Genomic DNA, 18375 nt, shown 5'->3' with positions numbered 1-18375 from the left:
CTTCTACGGGCGACGCCAGGAATGACCCCGGCGGCGCAGCATCTTATCGGCTGTGGTGGGCCCCCATGTGCCCGCCTTATAATCTTCGGGCTCGCCATGCTTGGACCAGTAATCGATGATCGGATCCAAAATCGACCACGAAAGTTCGACTTCTTCATTGGTGGGGAACAGCGATGATTCATCGAGGAGGGCATCCAAGATGAGGCGCTCATAGGCCTCGGGAGATTCCTCGGTGAATGCCTCGGCGTAGGCGAAGTCCATGTTTACATCGCGGACTTCCATGGTGGAACCAGGCACCTTTGAGCCAAAGCGCATGGTCACGCCCTCATCGGGCTGAACGCGGATAACCACGGCGTTTTGGCCAAGGGCATCGGTTTCGCCATCGACAAAAGGCTGGTTCGGCGCGGCCTTGAAGACTAAGGCGATCTCGGTGACGCGACGCCCCAGCCGCTTGCCCGTGCGCAGGTAGAAAGGCACGCCTCCCCAACGCCGCGAATTGACCTCCAACGTGCACGCCGCATAGGTCTCTGTGGTGGAGGCGGGATCGAAGCCCTCCTCCTCGCGCAAGCCCTTCACGTATTCCGAGCCCTGCCAACCGGCGGTGTACTGGCCACGGGCGGTGGTTTTATTGAGCGGATGGACCGGCTGCGTAGCGCGCAGCACCTTGACCTTTTCAGCGCGCAGCGCCTCCGGCTCGAAGGAGGAAGGCTCCTCCATTGCCACGAGGGCGAGCAGCTGCAGGAGGTGGTTTTGAATGACGTCCCGCGCGGCACCGATTCCGTCATAATAGCCAGCGCGCCCGCCAAGGCCGATATCTTCGGCCATGGTGATTTGCACGTGATCGATATAGTGCGCGTTCCACATCGGCTCAAAAATCTGGTTAGCAAACCGCAGCGCCATGATGTTTTGCACGGTCTCTTTACCCAGGTAGTGATCGATGCGGAAGACAGCAGATTCTGGGAAGACCGCGTTGACGATCTCATTGAGCTCGCGCGCAGATTCCTGGTCGTGGCCAAACGGCTTTTCGATGATCACTCGGCGCCACGAGTCCTCCATGGAATTGGCCATGCCCACGCGTTCCAATTGGTGGCAGATATCGGAGAAAAACTCTGGCGGCACCGAAAGGTAGTATGCCCAGTTGCTTCCCGTGCCGCGGGCCTTATCCAGCTCGGCCAACCGCGCAGAAAGCTTGTCGAAGCCCTCATCATCGAAGGAGCCTTGCACGAACTCGATTCCTTGGGATAAGTGCTCCCACACGTCGTGGTTAAAGTCAGTGCGGGCACCGGCTTCTACCGCGCTGCGGAAATAATCGCAGAAGTCCGCGTTATCCCAGTCCCTGCGGCCATAGCCGACGAGCGTGAAGCCAGCGGGCAAGAGACCGCGGCTAGCAAGGTCATAGATGGCCGGCAGGAGCTTTTTGAAAGCTAAATCGCCGGTCACACCAAAGATGACCATGCCCGCGGGGCCCGCGATGCGTGGCAATCGTTTATCGGCGGCATTACGCAAGGGATTGACCCAAGCGGCTGAGTCCGTCACGGATTATCCTTCCTAGAGGGAAAAGCTAAGTAGTCTTTCAACTAGTGGCGGCATAATGCCCCGCCGGCTATCCGGCGGGGCTAGGACCACGGTCGTAGTTTACGCGAGTTGTTGTTTGAGGGAATCAAGGAGGTCATTCCACGCGGCGACGAACTTATCGACGCCCTCGCGCTCGAGGACCGCAAAGACATCTTCTAGGTCGATGCCCACCGATTCGAGCTGGGAGAAGACCTTCTCGGCTTCTTCGCCGGCAGTGGGGAGGGTATCGCCGTGGAATCCACCCTCCTGCAGGACCGCATCAATGGTCTTTTCCGGCATGGTATTGACCGTGTGCGGGCCAGCCAGCTCGGTCACGTACAGCGTTGCTGGGTAGTCGGGGTTTTTCACGCCGGTGGAAGCCCACAGTGGACGCTGTACAGGTGCGCCTTCGGGGAGGCCGTTATCACCGAGCAATTCCTCTTGGAAGAGGGCGTAGGCACGCTGCGCGTTGGCAACGCCGGCCTTGCCGCGGAGGGACAGGGCCTCATCGGAACCGATAGCTTCCAAGCGCTTATCCACTTCCGTATCCAGGCGGGAGACGAAGAACGATGCGACCGAGTGAATCTTGGTGACGTCCTTGCCGTTACCAGCCGCGCGCTTGAGCCCGGCCCGGAATGCGGCGATGACCTCGCGGTAGCGGGAGACCGAGAAGATCAGGGTGACGTTGACGCTGATTCCCTCTGCCAAGGCATCCTCGATAGCGGGGAGGGAGCCCTTGGTAGCCGGGATCTTGATCATCGCATTGGGGCGGTCCACTTGGTCCCACAGTTCGCGGGCCTGCTTGAGTGTTGCCGCGGCATCGTCGGAGATGCGCGGATCCACCTCGATGGATACGCGGCCATCCTGGCCGTCGGTCTCGGCATAAATATCGGCAAAAAGATCACAGGCGTTTTGCACGTCCGTAATGGCCAGGGAGTAGACGGCTTCATCGGCCGAAGCGTTCTTCTCCTTCAAGGCTGCCAGGTCTTCGTCATAGGCCGTGCCGCTGGTCATGGCGGTGGCAAAGATAGCCGGGTTGGTGGTTACGCCCACGATGGACTTGGAGGAAATAATCTCCTTCAAGTTTCCGGATTCCAAGCGCTGGCGCGAAAGATCATCGAGCCACGTGGAGGTGCCCAATTGGGCAAGTTCAGAAATGTTGTTCATAGTCATTCCTTTTAGCGTCGGTGAGGTGGGGCTTAGCTTTGGGCTTCGGCGATGCTCTCGCGTGCGGCATCGGCAACCGCAGCAGAGGTAAAGCCAAACTTTTCGAAGAGCTCATCGCCGGGCGCAGAGGCCCCGTAGTGCTCTAGGGAGACGTTTCGGCCGAAAGTACCGGTGTACTTGTGCCAGGACTGAGCGAGGCCCGCTTCGACGGAAACGCGGGCCCTCACGCTGCTGGGCAGGACCGATTCGCGGTACTCTGCGTCCTGCTCGTCGAACCACTCCAGGCACGGCGCGGATACCACGCGAGCGGCCGTGCCCTCGCTTTCGAGCTGCTGGGCGGCCTCCACGGCGAGCTGTACCTCCGAGCCGGTGGCCAGCAAGATAACATCGGGCTCGTCCTTGGAGCCTTCGACCAAGGTGTAGGCGCCGCGGCGAACGCCATCGCGTGCCTTTTCCTTGGTGCCTTCCAAAATAGGGAGGTTCTGGCGGCTAAGCGCAAGTCCCTTCGGGGCTGCCTTGTATTCCATCGCTGCGGCCCAAGCCTGCGCGGTTTCATTGGCATCGGCAGGCCGGATTACAGACAGGTTCGGAATGGCGCGCAAGGCCGACAGGGTTTCTACCGGCTGGTGGGTAGGGCCGTCTTCGCCCAAGCCAATAGAGTCGTGCGTCCACACGTAGTAAGTATCGGTAGACATCAGCGAGCCGAGGCGCACCGCCGGGTACTGATACTCGGAGAAGATCAGGAAGGTACCGCCATACACGCGGGTATTTCCGTGGAGGGCGATGCCGTTCATGATGGCGGACATCGCGTGCTCGCGGATGCCAAAGTGAAGGTTGCGGCCATAAGGCTGCGCGGACCACTTATTGGTGGTGATGTTTTCAGGGCCGAAGGAATCCGCGCCCTTAATCACGGTGTTATTGGACCCCGCCAGGTCGGCCGATCCGCCCCACATTTCCGGCAAGGCGGCGGCCAGCGCCTGGATGGTCGCCTCAGAGGCCTTACGGGTGGCGATCGCATCACCTGGCTCCCATACGGGGAGCTCGGCATCGAAGTTCTCCGGCAATTCGCGGGCGCTCATGCGGTCAAACAGCGCCTTATTCTCGGCGTTGTCCGCCGCCCACGCGTCGAACTCTTCTTGCCACTGCGCGTGCTTTTTGGCGCCGCGCTCGCGCAGCTTGCGGGTGTGCGCCAAGACCTCATCATCGATGTGGAAGGTCTTTTCCGGGTCGAAGCCGAGCACTTCCTTGGTGGCGGCAACTTCGTCATCGCCAAGCGCCGCGCCGTGCACGCCCCCGGTGTTCATCTTGGTCGGGGCAGGGTAGCCAATGACCGTCTTCACGCGGATGAAGGAGGGGCGCTCCGTTTCCTGCTGGGCATTGCGCACTGCCTCTTCAATGGCAACGACGTCCTCGCCGGATTCAACGGTCTGGACGTGCCAGCCGTATGCCTCATAGCGCGCAGCGACGTCCTCATTGAAGGCGATATTGGTGTCATCCTCAATGGAAATCCGGTTGTCATCCCAGAAGACAATCAGGTTACCCAGCTTCTGGGTGCCAGCCAAAGACGATGCCTCAGCGGTAACGCCTTCCTGCAGGTCGCCGTCGGAGGCAATGGTGTAGACGTAGTGATCAAAGGGGGATTGGCCGACCGGTGCCTCAGGATCGAAGAGGCCGCGCTCCTTGCGGGCAGCCATCGCCATACCTACCGAAGATGCCAGACCCTGGCCGAGCGGGCCGGTGGTGATCTCCACGCCATCGGTGTGGTGCACCTCAGGGTGGCCCGGGGTGAGAGAGCCCCAGGTGCGCAGCTGCTGGAGATCTTTCATCTCCAAGCCGAACCCACCCAAGAAAAGCTGGATGTACAGGGTCAGGGAAGAGTGGCCGACAGACAACACGAAGCGGTCGCGGCCGGCCCAATTCACGTCATTGGGGTCGTGATTGAGGACGCGCTGGTAGAGCGTATAGGCGAGGGGAGCCAGTGACATCGCCGTGCCGGGGTGCCCGGAGCCGCAGTTTTGGACGGCATCGGCAGCAAGCACGCGCACAGTGTCGACCGCGCGAGTATCGGTGTCTGTCCAGTCGTCCGGATAACGGCGCTCGACCATAGCTTGCAGGTCTGGGGACAAATTATCTTTCGACACGGTATAAGGCCTCGCTTAAATCTAGGCGTTAATTACTGAACTCCACACAGTCTAGTTACTTTTTTGACGGCGGTGCGGAATTATTGAAAGCCGCGGGGAACCGGTAAGCTGGCATGGCTAAGCGGTGTACGGCACAGCATTAGTTACTCTCTGCGTTTCCGCTGCATTGCTACGATCCATGTGTAGCGCATTTTATATGTAAGCCATAGTGTGAATTAATTCTCCGGAACTTTTGCGCCGGAGTGTGCGACCACTACACCGTGGGCATAGCGCACTGTGTAGCGTGTGTGCTGTAGATCAACGTCTGTTCAGATAGTGGAGGAATTCCTTGGAGACCATCAAGGCCTATTTTGCGCTAACGAAGCCGAGGATTATTGAACTCCTCCTCGTGGCCGCAATTCCGGCGATGCTCCAAGCGCAACGGGGCGTTGAGGCGGTTTCTGAGAATATCTGGCTCATCATTTCCACCATTTTCGGCGGATGGATGGGCGCTGCGGCCGCCCATACCTTTAATAACGTGGTCGATTATGAAATTGACCAGAAGATGCAACGCACCCGCGCGCGCCCACTTGTGCGCGCCACGATTTCGAAGCGGAACGCGGCGATCTTTGCTTGGATCATGCTCGTGGTGTCGGTGCTGTGGCTGGGCATCCTGGCAAATTCTTGGTTGGCGGCGTTCTTCGTCATCCTCACGAACTTTTTCTATGTATTCGTCTACACCAAGTTTTTGAAGATGCGCAATGCCCAAAACATCGTGTGGGGCGGTTTAGCGGGGTGCATGCCGGCCATGGTGGGTTGGGCAGTCATCCGCGATAACGCGCCGGCGGGAGAGCCCGACCGCTGGTGGCAGGCAATAGTCCTATTCCTCATTATCTTTTTCTGGACCCCGCCACATACCTGGGCCTTGGCCATGAAATACAAGGAAGATTACCGCAAGGCCGGGGTGCCGATGTTGCCGGTCGTGGCGACGGAACAAGAAGTAACCCGCCAAATCGTGTGGTATTCCGTTGGCACGGTCATCGTCACGCTGCTTATCGTTCCTGCGGCATCGTGGATTTACCTCATTGCCGCCGTAACTTCTGGCGCGGTCTTCTTATGGCTAGCTATCCGCCTGCACCAAGGCGTAAAGAAAGGCGCAAAGGTAAAACCCATGCGCCTGTTTATCTATTCAAATAACTACCTGTCGGTACTCTTTATTGGCCTGTCCATCGATGCCGTCATAGGTTGGGAGCCAATCGGCCGGATGCTTGGTTGGTCCGCCACCCTGTTCTAAATCCCGGTAGCACGCTGAAGCGCGAGCCTTCGTGGCTCGCGCTTCTTTTTGTCTTAATCCTGCTTTACCCGCAGAACAATAGAACCGGTGGTGCTGCGCGATTGTAGGTCGCGGTGGGCCTGCTCTGCTTCTTCCAAGGGATAGGAGGCCGATACGTTGAACTTGAGGTCTCCGTCCATCACGGCCTGGACGACCGCTTGCGCGCGCATCTGGAATTCGCCCTCTTGCGCCGTCCACGCGCCGAGCGAAGGCCGGGTCAAGAAGATGGAGCCATGCTTATTAAGCAGCTGGGGATCGATGGGCTCAACAGGGCCAGAAGCGGCGCCAAAGAGTGCAACAGTGCCGCGCGGGCGAACGGCCTCGAGCGATTCGAAGAAGGTGGATTGGCCCACGCCGTCATAGACCACATCGACGCCCCGTCCGCCATTAAACCGGCGAACCTGCTCGCCCAGACCATCGCTGTAACGGAAGACGTGGTCGGCGCCGCACTTGTACGAGATCTCTTCCTTTTCATCGGTGGAAACGACCGTATAAACAGTTGCGCCCAAAGAGGAAGCCATTTGGGTCAACAGTTGGCCCACACCGCCCGCACCAGCGGTGATGAGGCACGTGGCGCCTTTACCAAGCTCATACACGCCGTGGGAAAGGAAGTGGGCGGTCATGCCTTGTAGCAGCATGGAGGCAGCGATCTCGGTGGGGAAATCATCCGGTACGGCGACAAGGCCGTTCCGGGGGACGCAGACCTGCTCGGCATAGGAACCAAAGGCGTGGTGCCATGCCACCAGGGAGCCTTCCGCAATTTCTCCCTTGGGATCGTGGACGACGCGCCCGGTTCCCTCAAAGCCAGGGATAAAGGGCGTCTGGGCGTTATAGATACCCTCACGGTAGTAGGTATCGATATAGTTCACACCCGCCACAGTGACATCGACTAAGACTTCGTCCTCAGTGGGCGTGGGCGCAGGAACCTCGGCGTAGCGCAGGACTTCCGGCCCGCCCGTTTCTGTGATCTGGATAGCATGCATAAGGCCATGCTATCCCACAAAGCCCAGTAGCTGCAGGAAAATGGTGCTGCCTAGGTCCTAGACGGCGGCGCGTTCCTCATTTAATGATTGCTGGCGAACGGCGTATTTATCGTCGCCGGCGGGAGAGCCCGAGATGAGGTCTGGCGTGCCGCCGACGCGGTGGCGCCCGTGTGCCCAGAGCAGGGCGGTAAAGCCGGTGACCACGGCGGACATACCGATGTGGAAGGGGACCGTCCACCGCGGCACGCCCAGGTAGAACTGCAAGACGCCCACGGCCCACTGGATGAGGATGCAGACGATAAGGACCCACCCGGCCTTCTTGGTCTCCTGCGGGGTGCGGTGCTTGTACAGCAGGAAGACGGTGATGGCGGTAAAGATGAGGTAGACGTACATGCACATGGCGTGGGCGATGGCCATGGACTCGGTATCCACATCCAAGCGGCCTTCCATTCCCACTCCGGAGTCGCCGGAATGCACGCCGGAACCGGTCACCATGGTGCCGGTAATCAGGACAACCGATAGGGCGATGGTCGCGATGACGGCGATAATGCGAATTGCCTGCGGGAACCGCGGCTGGGCGGTGCCATCATCGGGTTCTTTGATGCGGGCATACAGCATGCAGGCAAGCCACACCAGCACCATGGAGGGCAGGAAGTGAAGCGCCACGGACCACCAGCGCAGATCCAGGTGCACGGAGATGCCGCCGATGACGGCCTGCAGGACGATGCCGGCCACGTTCAGCCATGCATAGATCCTGAGCTCAGGGCGGCGGCACGCCATATACATGGCGATGACTGCCGCGCCGGCGGCGGCGGAATCAACAAAGGTGAGCAGGCGGTTGCCAAACTCAATGACCTGGTGGATTGCCGGTGCTGCGCCCTCTACCGGCACCAAGGAACCAGGCTGGCATTGGGGCCAGGTGGGGCAACCCAGGCCGGAACCGGTGACGCGGACGATGGAACCAGATACGGTGATGCCGCCTTGGCAGAAGATCAGGATCAGCGCGATGAGGCGCTGTTGTTCCACGGTAGGGACGGCTTCTTTAAAAAAGCGTTTAGTTCTGGTCCAGTAATTCACAAGGTGCATCTTACTAGGGGGTGTGTAGCGAGCCGAAACCTTTGGCTCTGTTTCGCGGGGAACTGGGTATAACTCACATTTAGCCGTCGAAACGGAACCAACGAACGGCCGCATACGACGCGACTGCCAGCCACGCGGTCAAGGAAATGAGTTCGATGCCAGGAAAGGTGGAATTGGAGGCATCGGCAAGCGCGCCCGCTAGTGCCACGGTGGGCACGATGTTGAGCAGGCCATTATCGCCCAAGCCCTGGGAGTACAGGGCCCAGCCGACGATCGCCAGCAGGATAAACCAAATGAGGTTCGCCAGCGCGAGTACGGCCTCAGAGCTAAGGGTGCCGCCAAGCACCAAACCCATGGCGGTAAAGGCGGCGACGCCGAAAATGAGCGAGACGATCATGAGCAGGATGCCGGGCGCACTGATGCGCAGGCCCAAGGCAAAGGCCGTGGCACCGAGCACGAGAATCTGGAATACCACCATCGTCAGCACGCCAATAATCTTGCCGCCAATGATCGCCCACGCCGGCACGCCGGAGGCGCCGGTGCGCTTTAAGGCCCCGTAGCGGCGGTCAAAGGCCAGGGAAATGGCTTGCCCGGTAAAACCAGCCGAGGTTGCCGCCACCGCGAGCACCATGGGAAAGACCTCGTGCAGCCCATGCCCGGTAGATGATTCCAGGCGGGCGGTCCCAATCAGGATGGCGAGCGGGATAATGATGCTGAGCAATTGTTGCTCCCCGTGGCGCAGCATGAGCTTGGCCTCCATGCCGCCTTGGGCAAAGATGATGGCGCCCGCACTCGCTCGTTTGGGTGCCGGGCTGAAGGTGCCGGGGGAAAACGTTGCGCTCATAATCGGGGCCTATTCCTTGAAAAATTTGAAGTGGCGATTTTAGGTACTGGTGATTCTAAGATGAAGACAGGACACAGGGTTTTATCAACTGCGCAAGTGCCTGCCTGTGAGGTCGAGGAATACTTCCTCGAGGTTCCGGTGGTGGGATTCCAGGCTTCGCAAAAGCACGCCTTGGCGGGCGAGCTCGGCGGCGAGGGCGGAAATCAGTTCCGGCGAACTGGGCTGGCTCACCCTGTAGTGCAGCGGCCGCGAGGCGGTCGTGGGGATGCCAATTCGCTGCAAGGCGTCCAGGTCAACTGCGGAGTTGGCGCTAAAACTAAACCCGGCGCCCTCGCCCTGGGAGGTAAGTTCTGCCGGCGTTCCCTGTGCCACGAGCGCGCCGTGATCCATGATGGCGATGTGATCTGCCAGCGATTCGGCCTCATCCATCAGGTGGGTGGTCAATATCACTGTGACCCCGTCGCGCTTCAGGGCGCGGATCAAATCCCACACGGCGAGCCGGGATTGGGCGTCCATGCCCGCGGTGGGTTCATCGAGGAAAACTAGCTCTGGCCTGCCGATGACCGCGAGCGCGAGCGATAGCCGCTGCTGCTGCCCGCCGGAAAGCCGCCGATAAGGCGTGCGCGCAACACCTTGCAGGCCCAACGTTTCGAGCAGCCATTCCGGCGGTAGAGGATTGGCGTTATAGCGCGCGGTCAATTCCAACATCTCTAGCACGCGGATGCCGGAATAAGAACCGCCGCCTTGCAGCATGATTCCCACCTTTTCGCGCACCCTATCGGGCTCGGTGCTGGGATCAAGGCCTAAGACCTTAATGGATCCGGCGGTGGGGTGGATAAAGCCTTCAGACATTTCGATGGTGGTGGATTTACCAGCACCATTGGGGCCGAGCAGGCAAAATATTTCGCCGTGTGCAACGCTCAGGCTGAGCCCATTGACGGCTGCCGTGGGGCCAAATTTCTTTACCACACCATCCAAGGACAGGGCGGGGCTTTCAGCTGGAATTGCATTCACGGGTGCCTAGTTTAAGACACGGATTCCGTGTCGGCGCATTGCACCCCACCACACTCCGACTACCACGGCGAATGCGCAGGCAGCGGCGATATAGATGGAAAGCACCGTCCCAGCGGGCAGGCCCAAGCCGCGCGGAAGGACGAAAAAGCTCATCGCGCCGGTATAGGCAACGACGCTAAACCGGAAGATGTGCCGGTTCGCCCACGCCGCCAACGGCAAAACGGCCCAGAGGATGTACCACGGGTGGACCACTGGGAAGAAGATAACGAGCACGAGGGTAGAGATTCCCAGCCCGCCCACGGGGTGGATATATCCGCGCAGCGTGGCAAAGAGCATGCGGGACATGAAGGCGACGGCGACCAAGACGCCGAAACTGCGCGTGATGGTCAATATGGCATCGGTGTGGTCCCCAAGGCCTAAAAACATGCCGAGGAAACCGGCGCCCACTCCCACCGCCGTGGATAGGGAAAGCCAGGAGCGAATCGTGGCGGCGCCGCCTTGCCCGGTAATCCAACCGAGGTTAATGCCCGTGATGAGGCTGATGACCGCAATGGTGACTACGAGCACCGCGCCCTGCACGGCAATGGCTATAAATAAAGCCCGCCAGCGCGGTACGCGTGCCTGCACGTGCAGGTGGCGGGCATACGCCATGCCGATAAAGCCGAGCCCAATAAAGCCGGTGACCTTGACCATTCCGGCGCAGGATAGGAAAAATCCAGAGGCTATGAGCGCTACATATGCTCCTTTATTATCGCGGCCCAGCTTATCGATGCCCCTTAATCCAAGCTCCATGCCCAGCAACGACAATCCAAGCATGATGGATTCATTATGGATACCGCCGACGAGGTGAAGGATGGTCAGCGGGTTCAAGATGCCGAGCCATAGTGCGGAGGCAGGGGAGACGCGGCATCGCTGAGCAAGCTGTGTGATGGCCCAGCCGGCCACGATGATGCCCACGATGGAAAGTAGGCGGTGGGCGATCACACCTAAAACAATGGAATTTCCGGTGATGATGCTGACGATGGCCGCCAGCCCCAAGGCAACGGGCCCATATGGTGACGGTGAATTTGCCCAGATAAACGGAACGGAGCGCGCGAGCTCGTTGCCAGCGCCCAAGAGCTGCACCGGGCCGGCGGAATAGGGATCCATCCCTTGGGCCACGATGGAGCCATTGGCCAAATAAGAATAGATGTCTTGGGTAAATAAGGGTGCGGTAAAGATGAGGGGAATGATCCACCCAGCCCACGTGATCCACAGCTGGCGCGGGGAGACCAGCCGGCGGGAGCGATCGCTGGCGGGCTCGCCGGGTCGCGCCTGGCGCAGCGGGGTGCCCACGAAGGGGGCGAGGAAAATCCAGGCCGTTACTAAAAGCCCCACGCCCACCATGACAAGCGCAGACGAGGTCTGCAGCATGCGCGACATAAGCGAACCAAAGGGCACATTGTCATAGGGGTTGCCCACTACAGGCAGTGCGCCTGCTCCCAAAGCGCCAAAGGCAATGAGGAGGGAACCGACGGTTCCGGCCCACCGCAAGATGAAAAAGGTGCGCTTTTGGGAGACCGTGGTGTGCTGCAGTTCCTCTGGCGCCTGGGTGATGAAATCGTAGCGAGTATCCCCGGCTTGCGCGCCGGTGCCTTCGGCGTGCAGCTGCGCGGAACGAGAACCTGCGGTGCCTAAGCGTGGCAATTCCGCCTTTACGCTCTCGAGCACCCCCCGTAGTTTCCCTTTCATGGCTTAAGACCTTACGCGAGGACCGTGGGGTGGGAAATTCACCCCCGCCGCCACGCCCGGTGACTGCAATGGTGGCATTCCGGAATGAATTAAGGAACACTAGTGTTGTCTAATGATGAAAGCGCAGTTATGGCGCTTGCGTAGCGACGGCATTTCCGGCGCGACGGAGCACGGTGACTGCAGGCAACTGACCTAAGGAAGGGAGGTTTTAGGGCATGGCTAACTCACAGCGCGCGGCAGCGGCGCATGTGGCGGTGAAAGAATCACGGTCCACGGATGGTGATACCCGCCGCCAGGTACTGCTGCTATTGCTTAAGGACGGCCCTGTAACCGCCTCTTACCTGGGTGAGCGCCTTGGTCTTTCGACCGCCGGGATCCGCCGGCATTTAGACATTCTGGTGGAAGAAGAACTAACGGAAGTTGTCGAGCGCCGTCCAGCTTCTCGTTCGCGGATGCACTCCGGAGCGGGTCGTGGGCGACCGGCAAAACACTTCCGCCTGACGGATCGTGGGCGTGCGCAATTTGGCCACGCCTATGATGAATTGGCTTCTGAAGCGTTGACCGCGCTGCGCTCTGCGGGCGGTTCAGAGGCTGTGAAGAACTTCGCTAAGGCTCGTTTTGAGCGCATCATCGCCGATGTGCGTCCCTTCGTGGACGCGGAAGAATCGGTCGAGGAAGTAGCGCGCAAACTGGCTGAAACCCTGGATAAGCACGGGTACGCCGCAACCGTGGACCGTGCGGGCCAGGGCGTGCAAATCTGTCAACACCACTGCCCGGTTGCCCATGTGGCGGCCGAGCACCCTGAACTGTGCGAGGCAGAGCAGGAAGTCTTTTCCGCCCTCTTAGGCAAACACGTACAACCTTTGGCTTCTATCGCAGATGGCCACGGAATTTGTACCACGAATATCCCCTTGACACCTGTCAAAACTAATACTGAAAGGAGCGAGTCATGACCCAGGCACAATCGGCACCTGATAACAAGATGACCGATGATGAGATCATCGATTCTATTGGTGCGTATGAGTACGGCTGGCACGACTCTGACTCGGCCGGCGCTTCTGCCGCCCGTGGCCTGAACGAGGACGTTGTCCGCGATATTTCCGCAAAGAAGGGCGAGCCCGAGTGGATGCTGAACCAGCGTCTCAAGGCCCTGAATATCTTTGATAAGAAGCCCATCCCTACCTGGGGCGCGGATCTCTCCGGCATCGACTTTGACCAGATCAAGTACTACGTCAAGTCCACCGAAGAGCAGGCGCAGACCTGGGACGATCTCCCGGATGATATTAAGGCCACCTACGATAAGCTGGGCATCCCTGAGGCAGAAAAGCAGCGTTTGGTTGCCGGCGTGGCCGCACAGTACGAGTCTGAGGTTGTCTACCACCAGATTCGCGAAGACCTGGAAAGCCAGGGCGTTATCTTCGTCGATACCGATACCGCGCTGCGCGATTACCCAGAGCTTTTTAAGGAACACTTCGGCACCGTTATTCCTGCCGGTGACAATAAGTTCTCCGCGCTTAACTCTGCAGTGTGGTCCGGCGGCTCCTTCATTTACGTCCCGAAGGGCGTGCACGTTGACATCCCGCTGCAGGCCTACTTCCGTATTAATACCGAGAACATGGGCCAGTTCGAGCGCACCCTTATCATCGTGGATGAAGATGCCTACGTTCACTACGTGGAAGGCTGCACCGCGCCCATCTACAAGTCGGACTCCCTGCACTCCGCAGTAGTTGAGATCATCGTGAAGAAGGGCGGCCGCTGCCGCTATACGACGATTCAGAACTGGTCCAGCAACGTCTACAACCTGGTGACCAAGCGCACCAAGGTGGAAGAGGGCGGCACCATGGAATGGGTCGATGGCAACATCGGCTCCAAGGTCACCATGAAGTACCCGGCCGTGTGGATGACCGGTCCGCACGCTAAGGGTGAGGTACTCTCCGTCGCCTTCGCTGGCGAGGGACAGTTCCAGGACACCGGTGCGAAGATGACGCACATGGCGCCCTACACCTCCTCCAATATCGTCTCCAAGTCCGTTGCCCGCGCCGGCGGCCGCGCTGCTTACCGCGGCTTGGTGCAGGTCAACCAGAATGCGCACCACTCCACGTCCAACGTGGAATGCGACGCCCTGCTCGTGGACAATATCTCGCGTTCGGACACATACCCGTATAACGACATCCGCAACGAGTACGTCACGTTGGGCCACGAGGCAACCGTGTCGCAGGTTTCTGAAGAGCAGCTGTTCTACCTCATGTCCCGCGGCATTGCGGAAGAAGAAGCAATGGCAATGATCGTGCGTGGCTTCGTTGAGCCGATTGCTAAGGAGCTGCCGATGGAGTACGCCCTCGAGCTCAACCGCCTCATCGAACTGCAAATGGAAGGATCGGTCGGCTAAAGAAATGGTCGCTTCGAACGAATTCAATCCGGATAAGATCACCAAGGGTGACGTCTTTACCTCTACCAACGTGGAGGATTTCCCGGTACCGCATGGCCGCGACGAGGTATGGCGCTTTGTTTCCCTGCGCAAGCTGCGGGGCCTGCACAACGGGGAATTTGCTCAAGCGGTTGCCCAGGACGTCAAGGTAAGCAAGCACCCAGGCGTTTCTGCGGAGACTGTAGACCGCGACGATGAGCGCCTTGGCCGCGTGGGCAAGCCTTCTGACCGCGTGGCCGCCCAGGCATGGACCTCCATGCCGGAAGGTCAAGTGGTAACCGTTGACCCTGAGGTGCAGGTGGAAGATCCCATCACCATTACCTTTACGGGCAAGGGCGAAGACGTGACCTCTTTCGGCGCCACCTCCATCGAGGTTGGCCACCATGCGGAGGCCACCGTTGTGCTGAAGTACGTCGGCTCTGGCACCCACGCGGATAACGTGGAATTCATCCTTGGCGATGGCGCACACCTGACCGTCATCGTGGACGTCGACTGGGAAAACGACGCGGTGCACCTGTCTAACCAGGTGGCCCAGGTGGGACGCGATGCCGTGCTGCGCCACAACTCCGCCATCTTCGGCGGCGAGGTCGTGCGCATTGTCCCGCGCGTGAACTTCACCGCTCCCGGCGGCGACGCCGAGCTGCTGGGCGTGTACTTCGCCGATTCTGGTCAGTACTTCGAAAACCGCATGCTCGTGGATCACTCGGTTCCGAATTGTCGCTCCAATGTCCTGTACAAGGGCGCATTGCAGGGTGAGAAGAAGAACGAGGCTCGTACCTGCTGGGTAGGAGACGTGCTTATCCGCTCCAACGCACAGGGCACCGATACCTATGAGACGAATAATAACCTCATCCTCACGGACGGTGCGCGCGCAGACGCCATTCCGAACCTGGAGATTGAGACCGGTGAAATCACCGGCGCCGGCCACGCCGCAACGGTTGGCCGCTTTGACGATATCGAACTGTTCTACCTGATGTCGCGCGGTATTCCGGAGGCAGAGGCTCGTCGCCTCATCATTCGTGGCTTCTTCAACGAGGTCATCCACCGCATTCCGGTGCAATCCCTGTCCGAGGAACTGGAAAACCGCATTTCTGAAGAACTGGAAAAGATCTCCGCTTAACGCACTTACAGAAGGAAACCCACAAAACTATGTCTACTCTGGAAATTAAGAATCTCCACGCCCAGGTTCTGCCGAATGAAGAAAACGGCGAGCCCAAGGAAATCCTCAAGGGCGTCAACCTCACCATCAACTCCGGCGAGATCCACGCCATCATGGGCCCGAACGGCTCCGGCAAGTCCACCTTGTCCTACACCATTGCTGGTCACCCGAAGTACGAGGTCACCGAGGGCGAGGTGCTTCTCGATGGCGAGAACCTCCTCGACATGCCCGTTGACGAGCGCGCTCGCGCCGGCCTGTTTTTGGCCATGCAGTACCCCACCGAGGTGCCGGGCGTAAAGGTATCGCAGTTCATGCGCTCCGCCGTGACCTCTATCCGCGGCGAGGCCCCCAAGCTGCGCGAGTGGAATAAGGAACTTACTGAGGCTCGCGAGAACCTGAAGATTGATAAGTCCTTCATCTCCCGCTCCGTCAACGAGGGCTTTTCCGGTGGCGAGAAGAAGCGCCACGAGGTCATGCAGTTGGACATCCTAAAGCCCAAGTTCGCGGTCATGGATGAGACCGACTCCGGCTTGGACGTTGACGCGCTGCGCATTGTCTCTGATGGCATCAACCGCTACCAGGATGACACCAATGGCGGCATCCTGATGATTACCCACTACAAGCGCATCCTGAACTACGTGCAGCCTGATTTCGTGCACGTATTCGCTAACGGCCAGGTTGTGAAGACCGGCGGGGCCGAGCTGGCAGACCAGCTTGAGTCTGACGGCTACGACCAGTTCCTGCAGTAAAGACCAGCCCAGCGCTGGTTCATCCTCGATGAATCGAAGAAGTTTTATGTCTGGATTTGATGTAAACGCAATTAGGGAGCAGTTCCCGATCCTGCAGCGCACCGTGCGCGGCGATAAGCCGTTGGTGTACTTGGACTCGGGGGCTACCTCCCAGCGCCCGCTGCCGGTGTGGAAGGCAGAGGAGGAGTTCGTTCTCCATACCAACGCCCCCGTCCACCGCGGCTCGTACCAGCTGGCTGAGGAGGCGGATAACGCCTATGAGTCGGCCCGGCAGGCCATTGCCGCCTTTGTTGGCGCCGACCGCGATGAGATTGCCTTTGCGAAAAACGCCACCGAGGCGCTCAATGAGGTTGCCTATACGCTTTCCGATGAGCGCGCGGGCGAGCTGTACGTAGGAGAGGGCGATACCGTCGTCATCACGGAGCTCGAGCACCACGCCAACCTCGTGCCGTGGCAAGAGCTCTGTGAGCGAACCGGTGCCACCTTGAAGTGGTACTCGTTGACCGACGATGGCCGCATCGACTTGGATTCGCTCGAGCTCGATGAATCCGTCAAGGTCGTTGCGTTTACCCATCAGTCCAACGTCACTGGCGCGGTTTCCGATGTCGAGGAAATGGTGCGCCGTGCTCGCGAGGTCGGCGCCATGGTGGTGCTCGATGCCTGCCAGTCCGTCCCGCATATGCCGGTAGATTTCCATGCCTTGGATGTGGATTTCGCCGCATTCTCGGGTCACAAGATGTGTGGCCCCAATGGCGTGGGAGTGCTCTACGGCAAGGACGAATTGCTGCGCAAGCTTCCCCCGTTCCTCACGGGTGGCTCCATGATCGAGGTAGTGAAGATGGAAGGAACCACCTTCGCGGAACCACCCACGCGATTTGAGGCGGGAACCCAGATGACCAGCCAGGTCGTCGGCCTCGGTGCCGCGGTGAAGTTTCTCGAGGAGGTGGGGATGGATAATATCCATGCCCACGAGCAAAAGCTCACTGCTTATGCCTTGGAACAGCTCCGCCAGATTCCAGGCCTGCGCATCATCGGCCCAGAAACCGCTGAAGACCGCGGCGCGGCCATCTCCTTTACCGTGGAGGGCGTGCACCCGCACGATTTGGGACAGGTTCTTGATGACCAAGGCGTATCCATTCGCGTAGGCCACCACTGCGCGTGGCCGCTGCACCGCGCCTGCGGTGCGCAATCGACCGCGCGCGCTAGCTTTTACCTGTACAACACGGAAGCCGAAGTAGATAAGCTGGTAGAAGCCATTAAGGCCGCCCGCGATTTCTTTGGAGTTGCCTAATGAATCTAGATTCGATGTACCAAGACGTGATCTTGGATCACTATAAAAATCCGCAACACGCGGGGCTGCGCGAGCCGTTCCAAGCGGAGGTTCACCACGTGAACCCCTCGTGCGGCGATGAGCTCACCTTGCGCGTCAACCTTTCCGCGGACGGCAAGACCGTTGAAGATGTGTCCTACGACGCCGAAGGTTGTTCCATCTCGCAGGCATCGACGTCCGTCATGGCGGAAGAGATCGTCGGCTTGCCCTTGGAGGAAGCCAATAAGAAGCTTGCCGAGTTTGAAAAGATGGTCACCTCGCGTGGCCAGGATGAAGGCGATGAGGACATCATCGGCGATGGTGTTGCCTTTGCAGGTGTTTCTCAATACCCGGCACGAGTTAAATGCGCGCTGCTAGGGTGGAAGGCTTTTCAGGCCGCCACCGCAGATGCGCTCAATGAAGTGGAGAAGTAAATGACCGATCCCGTAGATCCTTACCAGAACGAGAATTCGTCCTTCAGCGCAGGCGGTGAGCGGCCAGAGCAGACGGAAGAACAGCTGTCGAAGGCCTTTGACATCACCGAGTTCATGCGCGATGTCATCGACCCGGAGCTCGGCATCAACGTCGTTGACTTGGGCTTGGTCTATGACCTGTGGCTGGAAGAAGAGGACGGCAAAGAGCTAGCCATGATCAACATGACGCTTACCTCGCCGGCCTGCCCTTTGACCGACGTCATTGCGGAGCAGGTCGAAGACATCGTTACCGGCAAGAAGCTTGCCGATGGCGTGCGTATCAACTGGGTGTGGATGCCGCCTTGGGGCCCACACATGATTTCCGAAGAAGGCCGCGAGCAGCTCCAAGCTCTGGGCTTTGCGGTTTAATCACCACGGAATAGTGGGAAAGCGGCGGTAGTATTACCGCCGCTTTTTTGCGTGAATTAGTGCCT

16 protein-coding genes are annotated in these 18375 nt (G+C 59.4%); 8 read left to right on the top strand and 8 right to left on the bottom strand.

Annotated features, from left to right (window positions below; all coding sequences use genetic code 11):
- Window positions 1-3: 3 nt before the first annotated feature.
- The 3 genes from zwf to tkt form a co-directional block, all read right to left on the bottom strand.
- Window positions 4-1536 carry a glucose-6-phosphate dehydrogenase gene (gene zwf, locus HMPREF1287_RS02935; RefSeq protein ID WP_005279119.1) on the bottom strand — a complete coding sequence of 511 codons (1533 nt, stop codon included), beginning with the start codon at window positions 1534-1536 and terminating at the stop codon, window positions 4-6.
- Window positions 1537-1635: 99 nt separating this feature from the next.
- Window positions 1636-2721, bottom strand: a complete 1086-nt coding sequence (gene tal / locus HMPREF1287_RS02930) for a transaldolase (protein WP_023017463.1) — start codon at window positions 2719-2721, stop codon at window positions 1636-1638.
- Window positions 2722-2753: 32 nt separating this feature from the next.
- Window positions 2754-4826, bottom strand: a complete 2073-nt coding sequence (tkt, locus tag HMPREF1287_RS02925; protein WP_198010379.1) for a transketolase — start codon at window positions 4824-4826, stop codon at window positions 2754-2756.
- A 364-nt stretch (window positions 4827-5190) separates the two neighbouring features.
- On the opposite strand from tkt, the gene HMPREF1287_RS02920 reads away from it, so the two are divergent.
- A complete protein-coding gene (locus HMPREF1287_RS02920) occupies window positions 5191-6135 on the top strand; it encodes a heme o synthase (RefSeq protein ID WP_005279123.1) in 945 nt (314 codons plus the stop codon).
- A gap of 53 nt (window positions 6136-6188) precedes the next feature.
- On the opposite strand, the gene HMPREF1287_RS02915 is transcribed toward HMPREF1287_RS02920, so the two are convergent.
- From HMPREF1287_RS02915 to mptB, 5 genes are all read right to left on the bottom strand, one after another.
- Entirely contained in the window at window positions 6189-7157 is a 969-nt protein-coding gene (locus HMPREF1287_RS02915) for a quinone oxidoreductase (RefSeq protein ID WP_023017465.1), read from the bottom strand.
- Window positions 7158-7214: 57 nt separating this feature from the next.
- The gene (locus HMPREF1287_RS02910) at window positions 7215-8243 is read right to left on the bottom strand and encodes a heme A synthase (protein ID WP_023017466.1); all 1029 of its coding nucleotides are present in this window, start codon (window positions 8241-8243) and stop codon (window positions 7215-7217) included.
- A 70-nt stretch (window positions 8244-8313) separates the two neighbouring features.
- Window positions 8314-9078 carry an ABC transporter permease gene (locus HMPREF1287_RS02905; protein WP_005279129.1) on the bottom strand — a complete coding sequence of 255 codons (765 nt, stop codon included), beginning with the start codon at window positions 9076-9078 and terminating at the stop codon, window positions 8314-8316.
- Window positions 9079-9162: 84 nt separating this feature from the next.
- The gene (locus HMPREF1287_RS02900) at window positions 9163-10092 is read right to left on the bottom strand and encodes an ABC transporter ATP-binding protein (RefSeq protein WP_023017467.1); all 930 of its coding nucleotides are present in this window, start codon (window positions 10090-10092) and stop codon (window positions 9163-9165) included.
- A gap of 6 nt (window positions 10093-10098) precedes the next feature.
- Window positions 10099-11823: a polyprenol phosphomannose-dependent alpha 1,6 mannosyltransferase MptB gene (gene mptB / locus HMPREF1287_RS02895; protein ID WP_023017468.1), complete on the bottom strand. Its 1725-nt coding sequence runs from the start codon at window positions 11821-11823 to the stop codon at window positions 10099-10101.
- A gap of 215 nt (window positions 11824-12038) precedes the next feature.
- On the opposite strand from mptB, the gene HMPREF1287_RS02890 reads away from it, so the two are divergent.
- From HMPREF1287_RS02890 to HMPREF1287_RS02860, 7 genes are read left to right on the top strand one after another with little or no spacing between them, the layout of a single operon-like run.
- Window positions 12039-12776 carry a metalloregulator ArsR/SmtB family transcription factor gene (locus HMPREF1287_RS02890; RefSeq protein ID WP_005279134.1) on the top strand — a complete coding sequence of 246 codons (738 nt, stop codon included), beginning with the start codon at window positions 12039-12041 and terminating at the stop codon, window positions 12774-12776.
- Window positions 12773-14212 carry a Fe-S cluster assembly protein SufB gene (gene sufB / locus HMPREF1287_RS02885; RefSeq protein WP_005279136.1) on the top strand — a complete coding sequence of 480 codons (1440 nt, stop codon included), beginning with the start codon at window positions 12773-12775 and terminating at the stop codon, window positions 14210-14212. The genes HMPREF1287_RS02890 and sufB overlap by 4 nt, the downstream gene beginning before the upstream one ends.
- A gap of 4 nt (window positions 14213-14216) precedes the next feature.
- Window positions 14217-15371 carry a Fe-S cluster assembly protein SufD gene (sufD, locus tag HMPREF1287_RS02880; RefSeq protein ID WP_005279137.1) on the top strand — a complete coding sequence of 385 codons (1155 nt, stop codon included), beginning with the start codon at window positions 14217-14219 and terminating at the stop codon, window positions 15369-15371.
- A 29-nt stretch (window positions 15372-15400) separates the two neighbouring features.
- Window positions 15401-16159: a Fe-S cluster assembly ATPase SufC gene (gene sufC, locus HMPREF1287_RS02875; RefSeq protein ID WP_005279139.1), complete on the top strand. Its 759-nt coding sequence runs from the start codon at window positions 15401-15403 to the stop codon at window positions 16157-16159.
- 46 nt (window positions 16160-16205) lie between these two features.
- Window positions 16206-17450, top strand: coding sequence for a cysteine desulfurase (locus HMPREF1287_RS02870; RefSeq protein WP_023017469.1), 1245 nt, complete (start codon window positions 16206-16208; stop codon window positions 17448-17450).
- Window positions 17450-17902 (top strand): Fe-S cluster assembly sulfur transfer protein SufU, encoded by a 453-nt coding sequence (gene sufU, locus HMPREF1287_RS02865; protein WP_005279143.1) that lies wholly within the window; start codon window positions 17450-17452, stop codon window positions 17900-17902. Before HMPREF1287_RS02870 ends, sufU begins: the two co-directional genes overlap by 1 nt.
- Complete coding sequence (locus HMPREF1287_RS02860) at window positions 17903-18310, top strand: metal-sulfur cluster assembly factor (RefSeq protein ID WP_005279145.1); 408 nt, start codon at window positions 17903-17905, stop codon at window positions 18308-18310. It abuts the gene before it with no gap.
- Window positions 18311-18375: the final 65 nt, after the last annotated feature.

Source organism: Corynebacterium sp. KPL1986 (assembly GCF_000477975.1).
GTDB classification, from domain to species: domain Bacteria; phylum Actinomycetota; class Actinomycetes; order Mycobacteriales; family Mycobacteriaceae; genus Corynebacterium; species Corynebacterium accolens.
Note: the sequence above shows the minus strand (reverse complement) of the source record. Positions and strands in the feature narration are given on the sequence as shown.